The 13,965-nt window shown below is 61.8% G+C and carries 13 protein-coding genes; 10 read left to right on the plus strand and 3 right to left on the minus strand.

Going from position 1 to position 13,965, the window contains the following annotated elements; all coding sequences use genetic code 11:
* Positions 1-29: 29 nt before the first annotated feature.
* Both AC3WOY_RS23665 and AC3WOY_RS23670 read left to right on the plus strand, forming a co-directional pair.
* Positions 30-1,742, plus strand: coding sequence for a methyl-accepting chemotaxis protein (locus AC3WOY_RS23665; protein WP_492428266.1), 1,713 nt, complete (start codon positions 30-32; stop codon positions 1,740-1,742).
* Between the two features lie 166 nt (positions 1,743-1,908).
* On the plus strand, positions 1,909-3,126 hold the full coding sequence (locus tag AC3WOY_RS23670) for a polyhydroxyalkanoate depolymerase (protein WP_492428268.1): 1,218 nt from the start codon (positions 1,909-1,911) through the stop codon (positions 3,124-3,126).
* A 219-nt stretch (positions 3,127-3,345) separates the two neighbouring features.
* On the opposite strand, the gene AC3WOY_RS23675 is transcribed toward AC3WOY_RS23670, so the two are convergent.
* The 3 genes from AC3WOY_RS23675 to AC3WOY_RS23685 form a co-directional block, all read right to left on the minus strand.
* Positions 3,346-4,536 (minus strand): acetate/propionate family kinase, encoded by a 1,191-nt coding sequence (locus AC3WOY_RS23675; RefSeq protein WP_492428270.1) that lies wholly within the window; start codon positions 4,534-4,536, stop codon positions 3,346-3,348.
* Positions 4,533-5,939 carry a bifunctional enoyl-CoA hydratase/phosphate acetyltransferase gene (locus AC3WOY_RS23680; RefSeq protein ID WP_492428272.1) on the minus strand — a complete coding sequence of 469 codons (1,407 nt, stop codon included), beginning with the start codon at positions 5,937-5,939 and terminating at the stop codon, positions 4,533-4,535. The genes AC3WOY_RS23675 and AC3WOY_RS23680 overlap by 4 nt, the downstream gene beginning before the upstream one ends.
* A gap of 274 nt (positions 5,940-6,213) precedes the next feature.
* Positions 6,214-6,681, minus strand: coding sequence for a hemerythrin domain-containing protein (locus tag AC3WOY_RS23685; protein ID WP_492428274.1), 468 nt, complete (start codon positions 6,679-6,681; stop codon positions 6,214-6,216).
* A gap of 270 nt (positions 6,682-6,951) precedes the next feature.
* On the opposite strand from AC3WOY_RS23685, the gene AC3WOY_RS23690 reads away from it, so the two are divergent.
* The 8 genes from AC3WOY_RS23690 to AC3WOY_RS23725 all read left to right on the plus strand — a co-directional run bounded on the left by AC3WOY_RS23690 (position 6,952) and on the right by AC3WOY_RS23725 (position 13,961).
* Positions 6,952-7,509 (plus strand): c(7)-type cytochrome triheme domain-containing protein, encoded by a 558-nt coding sequence (locus tag AC3WOY_RS23690; RefSeq protein ID WP_492428276.1) that lies wholly within the window; start codon positions 6,952-6,954, stop codon positions 7,507-7,509.
* 399 nt (positions 7,510-7,908) lie between these two features.
* Positions 7,909-8,580 carry a Crp/Fnr family transcriptional regulator gene (locus AC3WOY_RS23695; protein ID WP_420477037.1) on the plus strand — a complete coding sequence of 224 codons (672 nt, stop codon included), beginning with the start codon at positions 7,909-7,911 and terminating at the stop codon, positions 8,578-8,580.
* 222 nt (positions 8,581-8,802) lie between these two features.
* Positions 8,803-9,438: a cytochrome c biogenesis heme-transporting ATPase CcmA gene (gene ccmA, locus AC3WOY_RS23700; RefSeq protein ID WP_492428278.1), complete on the plus strand. Its 636-nt coding sequence runs from the start codon at positions 8,803-8,805 to the stop codon at positions 9,436-9,438.
* On the plus strand, positions 9,432-10,100 hold the full coding sequence (ccmB, locus tag AC3WOY_RS23705; RefSeq protein ID WP_492428280.1) for a heme exporter protein CcmB: 669 nt from the start codon (positions 9,432-9,434) through the stop codon (positions 10,098-10,100). The genes ccmA and ccmB overlap by 7 nt, the downstream gene beginning before the upstream one ends.
* A gap of 408 nt (positions 10,101-10,508) precedes the next feature.
* The gene (locus AC3WOY_RS23710) at positions 10,509-11,291 is read left to right on the plus strand and encodes a heme ABC transporter permease (RefSeq protein ID WP_492428282.1); all 783 of its coding nucleotides are present in this window, start codon (positions 10,509-10,511) and stop codon (positions 11,289-11,291) included.
* Positions 11,288-11,482, plus strand: coding sequence for a heme exporter protein CcmD (ccmD, locus tag AC3WOY_RS23715; protein WP_492428284.1), 195 nt, complete (start codon positions 11,288-11,290; stop codon positions 11,480-11,482). The genes AC3WOY_RS23710 and ccmD overlap by 4 nt, the downstream gene beginning before the upstream one ends.
* Positions 11,466-11,981 (plus strand): cytochrome c maturation protein CcmE, encoded by a 516-nt coding sequence (gene ccmE / locus AC3WOY_RS23720; RefSeq protein WP_492428286.1) that lies wholly within the window; start codon positions 11,466-11,468, stop codon positions 11,979-11,981. The genes ccmD and ccmE overlap by 17 nt, the downstream gene beginning before the upstream one ends.
* Positions 11,982-13,961 (plus strand): heme lyase CcmF/NrfE family subunit, encoded by a 1,980-nt coding sequence (locus tag AC3WOY_RS23725; RefSeq protein WP_492428288.1) that lies wholly within the window; start codon positions 11,982-11,984, stop codon positions 13,959-13,961.
* Positions 13,962-13,965 lie beyond the last annotated feature (4 nt).

The following is a 13,965-nucleotide window of genomic DNA, read 5'->3' on the forward strand; positions in this document are numbered from 1 at the left end:
GACGGATTTCATCTACAGGGATGAGGAAAATGAAAATCTCCAATCTGAAAATCGGAATACGCCTGGGCCTGGGTTTCGGCCTGGTGCTGGTGCTGATGATCGCATTGGCGCTGATTGGTATCTCGCGCATGGCGTCCATCGAGCGCAGTCTCGATGGCATCGTCAACGAGAATAATGTGATGACCAAGGCTGCGTTCGAAATGCGTCAATCGGTGCTTTCCATCGGTCTCGCCACACGTAACCTCGCGCTGATGACGGACGAGAAGCAGAAGGAACGCGAATCCGACCGCATCTTCGACGACCGCGACGAATACGCCTCCTATGTCGAGAACCTCGACCGCCTGATGGCGGCAAATGAAAAGGGCAAGGAAGTGCTGGCCAAGATCGCCGCCGCCAAGGACGCGACCGAGCCGCTGACCGACAAGGTGGTCGAGCTGCTGAATGACGACAAGCAGGAAGAAGCGGTCAAGGTGCTCGTGAATGAAGTCTGGCCGAACCAGCGCAAGTGGCTGGGCGCGATGGACGAACTGGTCCGCATGCTGGACAAGATGGCCGACACTGCGGTGACGGAAGCGCATGCCTCCTACAAGAGCGCGCTGATCCTGACCTGGGCGCTGGGCGGCGCGGCACTCGTGCTCGGCCTTGGCGCCGCATGGCTGGTGACTCGCAGCATTACCCGTCCGCTGCACGAAGCGGTCGATGTCGCACGCCGCGTGGCGCAGGGCGACCTCACCGGCGACGTGCAGGTCAAGTCGAAGGATGAAGCAGGCCAGCTGATGCAGGCACTCAAGGAAATGAACGGCAGCCTGGTGAGCATCGTGTCGCAAGTGCGTTCGGGTACGGAAACCATGACCACCGCATCGATCGAGATCGCCAGTGGTAACCTGGACCTGTCCTCGCGCACCGAGCAGCAGGCCAGCTCGCTGCAGGAAACCGCATCGTCGATGGAAGAGCTGACGTCCACCGTGAAGGCCAACGCCGACAATGCCGCCCAGGCCAATGTGCTGGCGCAGTCCGCATCGCAAGTCGCGGTCAAGGGCGGCGAAGTGGTCGAGCAGGTTGTCGAGACCATGCACTCGATCAATGAGTCTGCAAAGAAGATTTCCGACATCATCAGCGTCATTGACGGTATCGCCTTCCAGACCAACATCTTGGCGCTCAATGCCGCCGTGGAAGCGGCACGCGCAGGCGAACAGGGACGAGGCTTTGCAGTGGTGGCAGCAGAAGTGCGCAACCTCGCGCAGCGTTCCGCCGGTGCTGCCAAGGAAATCAAGGCACTGATCGAGGATTCCGTGCACAAGGTCGGCGTTGGTTCGAAACTGGTCGACCAGGCCGGCGCGACGATGCATGAGGTTGTCGCCAGCGTCAAGCGCGTGACGGACATCATGGACGAGATCAGTTCCGCCAGCAACGAGCAGACCGCCGGCATCGAACAGATCAACCAGGCGATCACGCAGATGGACGAAGTTACGCAGCAGAACGCTGCGTTGGTCGAACAGTCGGCGGCTGCTGCGGAAGCGATGCAGGAACAGGCTTCCAACCTTGCCCAGGTCGTCAATGTATTCAAGCTCGAGCAGTTCTCGGAACCGTTGGAAATCCCGGCGGCTGAAGAGCCGGTTGCTGCCAGCACCGTAGCGCCGTTGAAGGTGTCCGCCCCTGCCGGCGGCACTGCTATCGCGCCGCGCCATCCCAAGCTTGCCGCTGTCGGCCGTACCGGCACCGACGACTGGATGGAGTTCTAATACCCGTTGTCTCCTCTCCCTCCTGTAGGGAAAGCCCTTTGGCCGCCTGTTCGCAGGCGGCCTTTTTTTTTCATGGCGGCGATCCATGCTTGCCGGGTGGCATGCTCCTTGCATTTTCCTGATGGCAAATCCTTGAATGAAGTACTGAATACGTCAGGACATAAAAATGCTGTACCAGATCCATGAATTGCAACACGCTGCAATCAGCCCGATGGCGCAATGGGCTGACGCCGTTTCTCATTTGTTCACGAGCGCGGTTTCTCCATTTGCCTACACGCCGTTCGCGCAAAACATCGCGGCAGGCGCGGAACTGTTCCACCGCATCGGCAAGGACTACAAGAAACCGAGTTTCAATATCGAATCCACCACGGTGGACGGTCACTTTGTCGAGATCGACGAAACGATGGTTGCGAACAAGCCGTTCTGCAAGCTGCTGCACTTCGCGAAGAAGACGCGCACGCCGCTCAACCAGCCCAAGCTGCTGCTCGTGGCGCCGCTGTCCGGCCACCATGCGACGCTGTTGCGCGACACCGTGCGCGTACTCCTCCATGAGCAGGACGTCTACATCACCGACTGGGTCGATGCCCGCATGGTGCCGCTCTCCGAGGGGGCATTTCACCTGCACGACTACGTACATTACGTGCAGGATTTCATCCGCATGCTCGGCCCCGACGTGCATGTGATGGCGATCTGCCAGCCGACCGTCCCGGTGCTGGCGGCGGTGTCGCTGATGGCGACCGCAGGCGATATCCAGCCGCGCACCATGACGCTGATGGGCGGTCCGATCGATGGACGCCTCTCCCCGACCGAAGTGAACAAGCTCGCACACGACCGTCCGTACGACTGGTTCGAAAACACCGTGATCGATGTCGTGCCGTTCAACTATCCGGGCGCCGGGCGCCGTGTCTACCCGGGTTTCCTGCAGCATGCCGGATTCATTGCCATGAATCCGGAAAAGCACATGGAAAGCTACCTGCACTTCTATGAAGACCGCGCACACGGACATCCCGTCGACGCGCATGTGAAGTTCTACGATGAATACAACGCGGTGCTCGACATGGCCGCCGAGTTCTACCTCGATACGATCAAGACCGTCTTCCAGGATTTCTCGCTGCCTAACGGCACATGGGAAGTGGACGGCAAGCTGGTGCGTCCGCAGGACATCAAGAACGTCGCGTTGCTGACGGTCGAAGGCGGGAAGGACGATATTTGCGGCATCGGCCAGACCGAGGCGGCGCAGAAGCTCTGCTCGTCGATTCCGGAGGCGCATCGCAAGCACCACGTGGAACCGGACAGCGGCCACTACGGCATCTTCTCCGGCCGCCGCTGGCGCGAGAACATCTGCCCGATCGTTTCATCGTTCATTCGCGCCCATAACGGGTAAGGGGCCTGGTTCCGCTGCGGCGGGAGGTGTCGGCTGTGTGCGAGAGGACGTGTGCGGCAGGGCTCCCCGGCTGATCTGGGGAAGGCGCGAAAAAACGGCGACACATTGTGTCGCCGTTTTCTCTTCTGGTGCCACGGTGCGCGAGGCGCACCCTACGAGTTGTGCCGGGAGAAGTAGGGTGCGCCTCGCGCACCATGCATTCGCAAGGAAAAAATAAGGTCAGCGGATCAGCCGCGCCGCATCCTGCGCCGCAACCCGGCCTTCATCCGTCGGCACCACCCAGATCTCCACAGTGCTGTCCTTCGCATGGATCGGCATGATCGCATCGCGCGTCGCTTCCTGATTCGCCTGCGCATCGATCTTCACGCCGAGATACGACAGCGCATCGCAGGCCTGCTGGCGCAGCGCGGTGTCGTGCTCGCCGATGCCGCCGGTGAAGGCAAGCACGTCAAGCCCGCGCAAGCATGCGCTCAGCGCGCCGCACTCGCGCACGAGGCGGTGGGTAAAAATGTCGATGGCAAGTTGCGCACCACGATCGTCGCTGGCGCGCAGCGTACGCATGTCGGCCGACACGCCGGAGACGCCGCGCAGACCGGATTCGCGGTACAGCGTGCGCTCCAGCTTTTCCCAGTTCCATCCCTGGCGCAGCAGGTGCAGCAGCACCCCCGGATCGATGGTGCCGCAGCGGGTTCCCATCATCAGGCCGTCCAGCGCCGAGAAGCCCATGGTGGTGGCAACGCTCTTGCCGTCCTTGACTGCGGAGACGCTGGCGCCGTTGCCGAGGTGGGCGATGATCATGCGCTCCTTGGCGCGTGGCGTCTTTTCCAGCATGCGGTCGGTCACGTAGCGATACGACAGGCCGTGAAAGCCGTAGCGGCGGATGCCTTCTTCGCGCAGTTCCTTCGGCAGCGCGAAGGTGTATTCCGTCTCCGGCAGCGTGGCATGGAACGCGGTGTCGAAGCAGCCGATCTGCGGCAGGTCGGGGAAGTGCTTGCGGAAGGCATGCACGCCGGCCAGGTTGTGCGGCTGGTGCAGTGGTGCGAGCGAGCACAGGGTGTCGAGATAGGCCAGTGTGTCGCCGTCGAGCACGACGGATTCCGCGAAACGGTCGCCGCCGTGGACGATGCGATGCGCGACCGCGGTGATGCGGATGCCCTTGGCATGGAGCTCCAGCACCGCATGCAGGGCGGAGAGCGCGCGCTCGTGCGGCGTGCCTTCACCGGCGTCGAGCGTCTCGCTGCTGCTGCCATCCTTGCTCGAGATCTTGACCAGCGGCGAGCCGCCGGCTTCCAGGCCTTCGATGTTGCCGGACAAGGGAGCGGGGCCGATCTCGGTGCCGTTCTGCGGATACAGTGCAAACTTCAGGGAAGAGGAGCCGGCGTTGACCGCCAGGATGGCGTCGTTCGTCATGGCTGCACCTTCCTGTTCTGGTGTGCAAGCAGCAGCGCCAGCGCAGCGGATGCCACGCGGGCATTGGCGCTGTCCGCGCGGCTGGTGAGGGCGATCGGAATGCGGGCGCCAAGCACGATGCCGCAGGTCGTGGCGCCGGCCAGGTATTCGAGCTGCTTGGCCAGCATGTTGCCGGATTCGAGATCCGGCACGGCGAGGATGTCGGCATTGCCGGACACGGAGGATTCGATGCCCTTGATGCGCGCCGCTTCCATCGAGATTGCGTTGTCGAAGGCCAGCGGGCCGTCGAGCACGCCACCCTTGATCTGGCCGCGATCAGCCATCTTGCACAGGGCAGCGGCGTCCAGCGTGGACTGCATCTTGATGTTGACCGTTTCCACCGCCGACAGGATCGCCACGTTCGGGCGTTCGGTGCCGAGCGCGTGCGCGAGGTTGATCGCGTTCTGGATGATGTCTGCCTTTTCCTCGAGCGTCGGCTTGATGTTGATCGCCGCATCGGTGATGAGCAGCGGCTTGTCGTACATCGGCACATCGAAGCGGAAGACGTGCGACAGGCGGCGCTTGGTGCGCAGCGCGCGCGTGGTGACCACGGCGCTCATCAGTTCGTCCGTGTGCAGGCTGCCTTTCATCAGGGCTTCGACTTCGCCGCCGGCGGCCATTTCGGCGGCACGCTGGGCGGCGGCGACACTGTGTTCGACCGAGATGATCTCGAAGCCGCCGAGATCGAGTTCGGCTTCCTCGGCAACGGCGCGCAGTTTCGATTCCGGGGCGATCAGCACCGGATTGATGAGGCCGAAGTGCGCAGCATTCAACGCACCGCGCAGCGACTCTTTATCGCAGGGATGGACCACCGCGCAGCGAACCGCGGACAGGTGGCTCACGCTGGAGAGCAGGGCGTCGAAGCGCGCCTGCGGATCGAAAGTCCGCACCTGGGGCACGTTCACCGCCTTGCGGCGCATCTTCTGCGTCGGGGCGAGGATGATTGCCGTGCCGGAGAGCACGACGGTGCCGTTCTGGTTGATGACCTGGCAGTCGAGCGTGACGCGCTTGGTCGCGTCTTCCTTGCCGGTGACGGTGGCGATCACCGTCAGCGTGTCGCCGACGCGTACCGGCTGGATGAAGTGCAGGGACTGGTCTGCATAGACGGTGCCGGCGCCGGGGAATTGCGTGCCCAGCAGGCTGGAAATCAGGGTGGCGCCCCACATGCCGTGCGCAACGACGCCATGGAACAGGGTCTGTACGGCGTATTCGGCGTCGAGGTGGGTGGGATTGTAGTCGCCGGAAACGGCGGCAAACGCCTGGATGTCCGTCAGGGCAAGGGTGCGCACGAGACGGGCGGACTGGCCGATGGTCAGTTCATCGTAGGTGACGTTTTCGATGTATTGCAAAGATAAGTCGTTCATAAGTTTCAATGGTGATTTACTGTATGCGATGGTGTCGCATGCATTCGGCAACATGCCGGTTCCCGTCTCATGGACGAGATGCGCAATTGGCATGGCGATCGCACATCATGTCGTTCAACAGTGACCGCTTCATGACTGCATTGTCGTGGTGCGATTCCAGACGGCATTCAAGCAAGGAGCATGCCGAATGATGTGCAGCGGCAAGAGCCGATGCATAGAGGTTGGCGGGCGAGCGAAGTTCAAACGAATCTTCGCCACCTGGCAGGCTGCGGTGTCAGCTTGCGGCGAAGTCGGGGGCGGCAGGCTGCAGGTACTCGGCCATGGCGCTGATGATCTTGCTCCGCTTGCACGCCAGGGCGCGGTCGAGCAGGGGATAGAGCATCTCTTCTTCCTTCAGCGTGTGCTGCTGCATCAGGAGAGTCAGGGTCTCTGCATGGAGCGCATAGTCGGTCGGATCGAAGCGCTGTATCGCCTCCCACATGCGGTTGACGATGCCGTTGATCTGCCGGTGCTCCGAGCGCAGCATGGCAACCGGTTCGGCCCCTCCCTGGAGGGTTTGCTCGAAGGTCGGCAGCAGGACTTTTTCTTCCATCCGGATGTGCTGCCGCAGCACATCCTGGTACTTGCGGAAGTTGTCGATAGCCCCCTTCCAGTTGCGCTGCGCAACGCTGTTCTCCGCTTGGTCGAACAGGTCGTCGCAACGCTGGTGGTCATGTTTAAGGTAAGCGCAAATGGTGTCCATGGTCGAGGCTCCGTGATCATTGCATTTTTTCGCATGCGAAGTTCGGATTCCTTGATCCAGGATAGGTATTTTCGAACTCGCTGCCATTGACAGGATTGTTGCAAGGCGGCAGCGATGATTGCCGGTTTCGGGAAGCCGGTCGCCGTTGATGCAAATCAAATGAAATGCCGATGGGCATCGATATAGTCTGGACGGATATCGCTGTCTTTCTTCCCTCTCATGCCCCGCATTCGCCACCTCCTCTTGCTGTTCCTTGCTTGCCTGCTTGTGATGTCCGTGCAGAAAGGGGCGCATTCTCAATTCCGCAAGGCGACGGTGGAGCCGACGGTGAGGATCGAGGAGGAGGCGGCCGACGAGGCGCCGCCGATCACGGCGGACGAGGGCGCGGACAAGAATCGCTTCTACGACCCGCGCAATCCCGATCACGCCACCTTGCAGAAGGGCGATGAAATGCGCGCCCAGCTTCCCCTGGACAAGCGCGGTGCCGTCGACTGGATGGGGGCCTTGCGCAGCGGTGCGATCAAGCCGCGGACGGATCTCACGAACAGCAAGCCGCACCAGGTGCTGAACCTCGACATCATTCTCAAGAACACGAAGGAAATGCCGTGGGTGCGCTTTCCGCATAACTCGCATACCGAATGGCTGGCATGCAGCAATTGCCATGACAGCCTGTTCATTCCCAAGGCGGGGGCGAACGAGATTTCGATGGAAAAGATCTTCCGTGGGCAGTACTGCGGCGTATGCCACGACCGCGTCGCATTCGTCACCCACAACTCCTGCGAACGTTGCCACAGTGTTCCTCACGCGAACAGCAAGCAGTGGTGGTAATCCATGTGCGGTTGCTTACGCGAGGCTTACGAAAATCGCGTGTTTTTTCCCGGGTTTTTACGCGAAATTCCCAGACGCAAAGCGCAGTTGGGGAAAATTGATCTAGATCATTAAAAAACCGAAGGGGATCGATATCCTTGCCTTCACGTTGATATGCGACAAGCCTCGTTGTGCTTCTGATGACATGCGCGGCACCCGATATCGACACTTTTTTTCTCCTGGAGCTGGCCCGCATCTTGCATTGTGGTTCCCGTAGGAAAGGACGCCAGCAGCAGTGTGAAATACCCGCGGAAGAGGGAGGGAGCGATGCAGCAGCTAAATGGCGAAACAACACATTACTCAACTGATGCAGGACCGAGAATGAGACTTGAACGTGCTCGATCGCCGCGAGAAGATTCCATGCAAAACCTGAAACGCATTCTTGCCAACACATCCTTGTTCCGCATGCTGGATGAGCGGCAGCTGGACGAGGTTACGTCGGCAACGCAACCGATACGCGCGACGACGAACACCTGCGTGATCAACCAGGGCGATGCGCCCAAGGGCGTGTACGTCGTCGTCTACGGCCAGGTCAAGATCGGCTTCGACCGCAAGGACGGCAGCGAGAAAACGCTCGCGATCCTGGGGCAGAACAAGTGCTTCGGCCTGGGCGAAATGCTGCTCGACCGCGCGCATCTCGCCTTCGTGAAGACCACCACCGACTCGATGCTGGTCCACACCACGCGCGAGAAAATCCTCGAAGTAGCGAAGGACAATTTCACCTTCGCGCAGGAGCTCATGGTGTGCGTCGGCCGCCAGCTCTATACGCTCACGCGCGACATCGAAAGCTATTCGCTGCAGACGGCCAAGCAGCGCCTCGCCGGCTACCTGCTGCGCCAGAGTCAGTACCAGGCCGGGGATACGGTCGAACTCATCGCCAGCAAGACGCTCATCGCATCGCGCCTGAGCCTCACGCCCGAGACGCTGTCGCGCCTGCTGCACGACTTCTCTTCTGAAGGGCTGATCACGGTGATGGGGCGCCGCATTAAGATTCTCGATTATGAAAAGCTTGGCGCGCTGCTGAGCGCGTAAGCTTCACCACCCGTAGCCCGGATGCAGCGAAGCGGAATCCGGGGAATGCATGGCGCACTTCCCCCGGATTCCGCTTCGCTGCATCCGGGCTGCGCTTTTGGTCTGCGCATATAATTGCGAGCCGTGGCATGTAATGTGCATGCATTCCGGCAATACGCTTAACAAATACCCATCCATGTCCTTCTCGATACTTCGTGTCCTCCGGCACGGGAAAGGCCGCGCATGAGCCTGCAGGCCCATAGCCTTACCTGCGTTCGCGGCGACCTGCAGCTTTTTGCCGATCTCAGTTTCGATATCCAGCCCGGCGATGCCCTGTGGGTGTCGGGCACCAATGGCAGCGGCAAGACCAGCCTCCTGCGCATGCTGTGCGGCCTGGCCGTGCCGGCGGCCGGAGAAGTGCGCTGGAATGGCCGCAACATCCGCAGCCTGCGCGACGAGTTCTGCAGCAAGCTGGTCTACATCGGTCATGCCAACGGCGTGAAGGACGACCTGCTGGCGTGGGAAAACCTGGTCGTCTCCACGACGCTGGCCGGCGCGCCGGTCACCGAAGACGAGGCGCACGCGGCCTTGCAGCAGCTCGGCCTGGGCCGTGCCGCGGACCTGCCGACGCGCGCGCTGTCGCAAGGGCAGCGCAAGCGCGTGGCGCTCGCCCGGCTGTCGCTCGGACTGGGCATGCCGCTCTGGATCCTGGACGAACCTTTCACCGCTCTCGACAAGAGCGCCGTGGCGGCACTGTGCGGCACAATCAGCAAGCATCTCGCCGGCGGCGGCATGGTCATCTACACCACGCACCAGGAGATCGACCTTTCGGCAAAGCGCGCGCTGCGCCTGGACATGAACGAGGGGCGGATATGCTGAATGCCCTGATCTGCGTCATCCGGCGCGACCTGCTGCTGGCGTTCCGCCGCCGCTCGGACGTGCTCACCACGCTGTTCTTCTTCATCATCGTCGCCAGCCTGTTTCCACTCGGCGTCGGGCCGGAACCGCAACTGCTGCGCACCATGGCGCCCGGCATCCTGTGGGTGGCCGCACTGCTCGCATCGATGCTGGCGCTGGGCCGGCTGTTTGCGCTCGACTATGCCGACGGCACGCTGGAGCAGATGGTGCTGTCTTCCGAGCCGCTGACCATCATCGTCATCGGCAAGGTAATCGCGCACTGGATCGTGTCCGGTTTGCCCCTCGTGTTTCTCGCCCCGGTGCTGGCAGTGCAGTTCGACCTGCCGTCGTCATCGGTTGCGGTGCTGTTCGTGAGCCTGCTGCTCGGAACGCCGGTCCTCAGCCTGGTCGGCTCCATCGGCGCGGCGCTGACCCTGGGCGTGCGCGGCGGCGGCGTGCTGGTGTCGCTGCTGGTGTTGCCACTGTACATTCCGGTCCTGATCTTCGGTGCGGGCTCTGTCGGCGCCGAAGTCTCGGGTGTCGGCGCAACTGCCCATCTGCTGTTGCTGGGTGGAGCACTTGCCGGTGCGGCTGCGCTGGCCCCTTGGGCTACGGCAGCGGGGCTGCGGATTGCGGTTGAATAAACGGCGCCAGGCCGGCAGGAAAGGGCATTGCCCGCCTGCCGGTGTGTAGGAGTCCGTCCGTTCCAACGGTTCCCGCATCGCCCACAGCCGCCTCGTTCAGCTGTTGCAAAATAATTCACGAACCGTACGTGTTGCAACTGTTCACGGGATGTACTGTCCGAGTGAAACAAGTACTACCGGAAACTCTGTGGCACAACGATTGCTTTAGCATAGCCAGGTTGTACCAGCAGAGTGTCAGACGCCGAAATCCCGCCCGGTCCCCCGGGAAAATGCGAATCCGGTGGAATCCGAAGGCAGACAGCGATATGCTGTCAGCGAAATTCCTGAAACTGGGAAAGCTGCCGGAGGGGTTCTTGACCTTGAACAGGGTCCGGCTGACATCGAAACTTTTCTTGGAGCATTGCCGTAGTGTCCACTGCCAACCAAACCTTCGCCAGCAGAGCCGAATCCAGCGGCTCGGGGTTTTTCAAATATGCATCGCCGCAGACCTTTTTCCCACTTGCGGGAAAGATGATTCCCTGGTTTGCGACAGCGGCTGTCATCTTCACCATTGTCGGCCTGTACATCGGCTTCGTCGTCGCACCGACCGACCACCAGCAGGGTGAGTCGTATCGCATCATCTTCATCCACGTGCCCGCGGCCTGGATGTCGATGTTCATCTATCTCGTGATGGCATTCTGGTCGGTTGTCGGATTGACACTGAACACACGCCTGTCATCCATGATGGCCACCGCGCTTGCACCGACCGGCGCAATGTTCACCTTCCTCGCGCTGTGGACCGGCGCCCTGTGGGGCAAGCCGACCTGGGGCGCGTGGTGGGTATGGGATGCGCGCCTGACTTCCGAACTGATCCTGCTGTTCCTGTACATCGGTTTCATGGCCCTGCAGGCTTCGATCGACGATGCGCGCCGCGCCGATAAGGCGGGTGCTGTGCTGGCACTGGTCGGCGTCGTCAACATCCCGATCATCTACTTTTCCGTGCAGTGGTGGAATACCCTGCACCAGGGTTCGTCAGTCAGCCTGACCAAGGCGCCGAGCATGGCAATGACCATGTTGCTGGGGATGTTGATCATGGCGCTGGCCTCCTGGGCCTATACCATTGCGGTCGCGCTGTGCCGCGTCCGCTGCATCGTGCTCGAGCGCGAGCGTCACACGGACTGGGTCAAGGAATACGTGGAGAAAAATACATGAACTGGAATAGCTGGAGCGACTTCTTCGCGATGGGCGGATATGCGCTCTACGTGTGGGGTTCCGTCCTGATGACGGTGCTCCTGGTCGCGGGGGAGGTGATTGCGGTGCGCATGCGCCGCAATACCGTCATGAAGTTGTATGGACGTTGGGTACGCAGTAACCGGAGGGAAAGCAATGAAAACGAGGCATAAGCGCCTGATCCTGATCACGGCAGGGCTTGGCACACTGGGACTGGCAGCGTGGCTGGTCCTGTCTGCATTCCAGCAGAACATGGTGTTCTTCTTCACGCCGACACAGGTATTCTCCGGCGAAGCGCCCAAGGGCCGCAGCTTTCGCATCGGCGGCATGGTGGAGGAGGGCAGTGTCAAGCGCCAGTCCGACGGCGTGACCGTCGCCTTCGTCGTGACCGATACGGCGAAGCAAATCCCGGTGACCTACAAGGGCATCCTTCCCGACCTGTTCAAGGAAGGCAAGGGCGTCGTGGCGCAGGGCAAGCTCGGCCAGGACGGCAAGTTTGTCGCTGATGAAGTTCTCGCAAAGCATGACGAGAACTACATGCCTTCCGAAGCGGCCTACGCAGTGAAGAAGGCGCATGAGGACGCAGCCAAGCAAAAGGCTGGCGAACAGTCCGCCGCTGCAGCGCCCCAGTCCGCAACGCCGGCCGTGCCGGACGCAAAGGAAGTGAAATAAATGATCCCAGAACTTGGCAATTTCGCCTGCATGCTGGCGCTGGCCGTGACCCTGGTGCAGGGTATCGTGCCGATCGCCGGCTCATTCAACGGCAACCAGCGATGGATGGCGATTGCCCGTCCGGCCGCTGCGGCGCAGTTCCTGCTGATCACGGTCGCCTTCGCGTGCCTGATCTATGCCTTCGTCAACAATGACTTCACGGTGACCTACGTCGCGTCCAATTCCAACTCCTCGCTGCCGGTGTATTACCGCGTGGCCGGCGCATGGGGCGGCCACGAAGGCTCGCTGCTGCTGTGGATCTGGATGCTGGTGATGTGGGGCTTCGCGGTTGCGCTGTTCAGCCGCCAGTTGCCGGACCAGACCGTTGCCCGCGTGCTCGGCGTGATGGGCCTGGTCGGCGTCGGCTTCCTCGCCTTCCTGCTGTTCACCTCGAACCCGTTCGACCGCCTGCTGCCGGGCGCGCCCGATGGCCGCGACCTGAACCCGCTGCTGCAGGACTTCGGCATGATCATCCATCCGCCGCTGCTGTACATGGGCTATGTCGGCTTCTCGGTTGCATTCGCATTCGCGATCGCCGCACTGATGGGCGGACAGCTCGATGCTGCATGGGCGCGCTGGTCGCGTCCCTGGACCTCGGTCGCATGGATGTTCCTGACCCTGGGCATTTTCATGGGCTCGTTCTGGGCGTATTACGAGCTGGGCTGGGGTGGCTGGTGGTTCTGGGACCCGGTGGAAAATGCTTCCTTCATGCCGTGGCTGGTCGGCACCGCGCTGATCCACTCGCTGGCGGTGACGGAAAAGCGCGGCAGCTTCAAGAACTGGACCGTGCTGCTGGCGATCATCGCCTTCTCGCTGTCGCTGCTGGGCACCTTCCTCGTTCGTTCCGGCGTGTTGACTTCGGTGCATGCGTTCGCGACCGATCCGGAGCGCGGCCTGTTCATCCTGATCTTCCTCGCCATCGTGATCGGCGGCTCGCTGTTGCTGTACGCATGGCGCGCCCCCTCGGTCGGCCTGGGCGGCAGCTTCTCGCTGGTTTCCCGCGAGTCCGCGCTGCTGGTCAACAACGTGCTGCTGCTGGTCGCTTCCGGTACCGTGCTGCTCGGCACGCTGTATCCGCTGTTCCTTGACGCGCTGGCCCTTGGCAAGATTTCCGTCGGCCCGCCGTACTTCGAGTCGGTCTTCGTGCCGCTGATGATCCCGGTGCTGGTACTGGTTGCGGCCGGTCCGTTCGTACGCTGGAAGGAAGCTTCCTTGCCTGAACTGCTGCGCCGCCTGCGCTGGGTTGCGCTGGCCTCCGTGGGCGTTGCGATTGCGCTGGCCGTCGTGCTGGCTGCGTCGCCGATGGTGACGGCAGGCCTTGCGTTTGCGATCTGGATCGTATTCGCTTCCGTCTCGCATGTGGTCGAACGTGTGCGTCACGCACCGGCTGCCATGCCGCTGATGAAGCGCCTCGCACGCGAGCCGCGCAGCTACTGGGCAATGCTGTTGGCACATGCCGGTATCGGCGTGTTCGTGGTCGGCGTGACCATGGTCAACGGCTTCGACGACCAGAAGGACGTGAACATGCGCGTCGGCGAAACCGCCACCGTGAACGGCTACGTGTTCACGATGAAGGATCTGAGCGAAGTGAAGGGGCCGAACTACATCGCAGCGCGCGGCACTTTCGACATCGTGAAGGACGGCAAGCCGGTGACGACGCTGTATCCGGAAAAGCGCATGTACCTCGTGCAGAAGATGCCGATGACCGAAGCCGGCATCGACCGCGGCTTCACGCGCGACCTGTACGTCTCGCTCGGCGAGGCGACCCAGGACGGCGCATGGATCGTGCGCGTGCAGCACAAGCCCTTCGTCGGCTGGATCTGGGGCGGCTGCATCATCATGGCAATCGGCGGCCTGCTCGCTGCATCCGACCGCCGTTACCGCGTCGCAGCCCGCCAGAAGAAAGAGGCGGCTGCGCAACTCGCGGCGAAACCGGTTTAATCGA

Source organism: Noviherbaspirillum sp. FW303-A3 (assembly GCF_058788695.1).

Bases quoted from the DNA above. Each gene is read 5' to 3' on its own strand.
- AC3WOY_RS23725 (WP_492428288.1), top strand. From the start codon at position 11,982: ATGATCCCAGAACTTGGCAATTTCGCCTGCATGCTGGCGCTGGCCGTG.
- ccmD (WP_492428284.1), top strand. From the start codon at position 11,288: ATGAACTGGAATAGCTGGAGCGACTTCTTCGCGATGGGCGGATATGCG.
- ccmE (WP_492428286.1), top strand. From the start codon at position 11,466: ATGAAAACGAGGCATAAGCGCCTGATCCTGATCACGGCAGGGCTTGGC.
- AC3WOY_RS23675 (WP_492428270.1), bottom strand. From the start codon at position 4,536: ATGACGAACGACGCCATCCTGGCGGTCAACGCCGGCTCCTCTTCCCTG.
- AC3WOY_RS23685 (WP_492428274.1), bottom strand. From the start codon at position 6,681: ATGGACACCATTTGCGCTTACCTTAAACATGACCACCAGCGTTGCGAC.
- AC3WOY_RS23680 (WP_492428272.1), bottom strand. From the start codon at position 5,939: ATGAACGACTTATCTTTGCAATACATCGAAAACGTCACCTACGATGAA.
- AC3WOY_RS23690 (WP_492428276.1), top strand. From the start codon at position 6,952: ATGTCCGTGCAGAAAGGGGCGCATTCTCAATTCCGCAAGGCGACGGTG.
- ccmA (WP_492428278.1), top strand. From the start codon at position 8,803: ATGAGCCTGCAGGCCCATAGCCTTACCTGCGTTCGCGGCGACCTGCAG.
- AC3WOY_RS23665 (WP_492428266.1), top strand. From the start codon at position 30: ATGAAAATCTCCAATCTGAAAATCGGAATACGCCTGGGCCTGGGTTTC.
- ccmB (WP_492428280.1), top strand. From the start codon at position 9,432: ATGCTGAATGCCCTGATCTGCGTCATCCGGCGCGACCTGCTGCTGGCG.
- AC3WOY_RS23695 (WP_420477037.1), top strand. From the start codon at position 7,909: ATGCAAAACCTGAAACGCATTCTTGCCAACACATCCTTGTTCCGCATG.
- AC3WOY_RS23670 (WP_492428268.1), top strand. From the start codon at position 1,909: ATGCTGTACCAGATCCATGAATTGCAACACGCTGCAATCAGCCCGATG.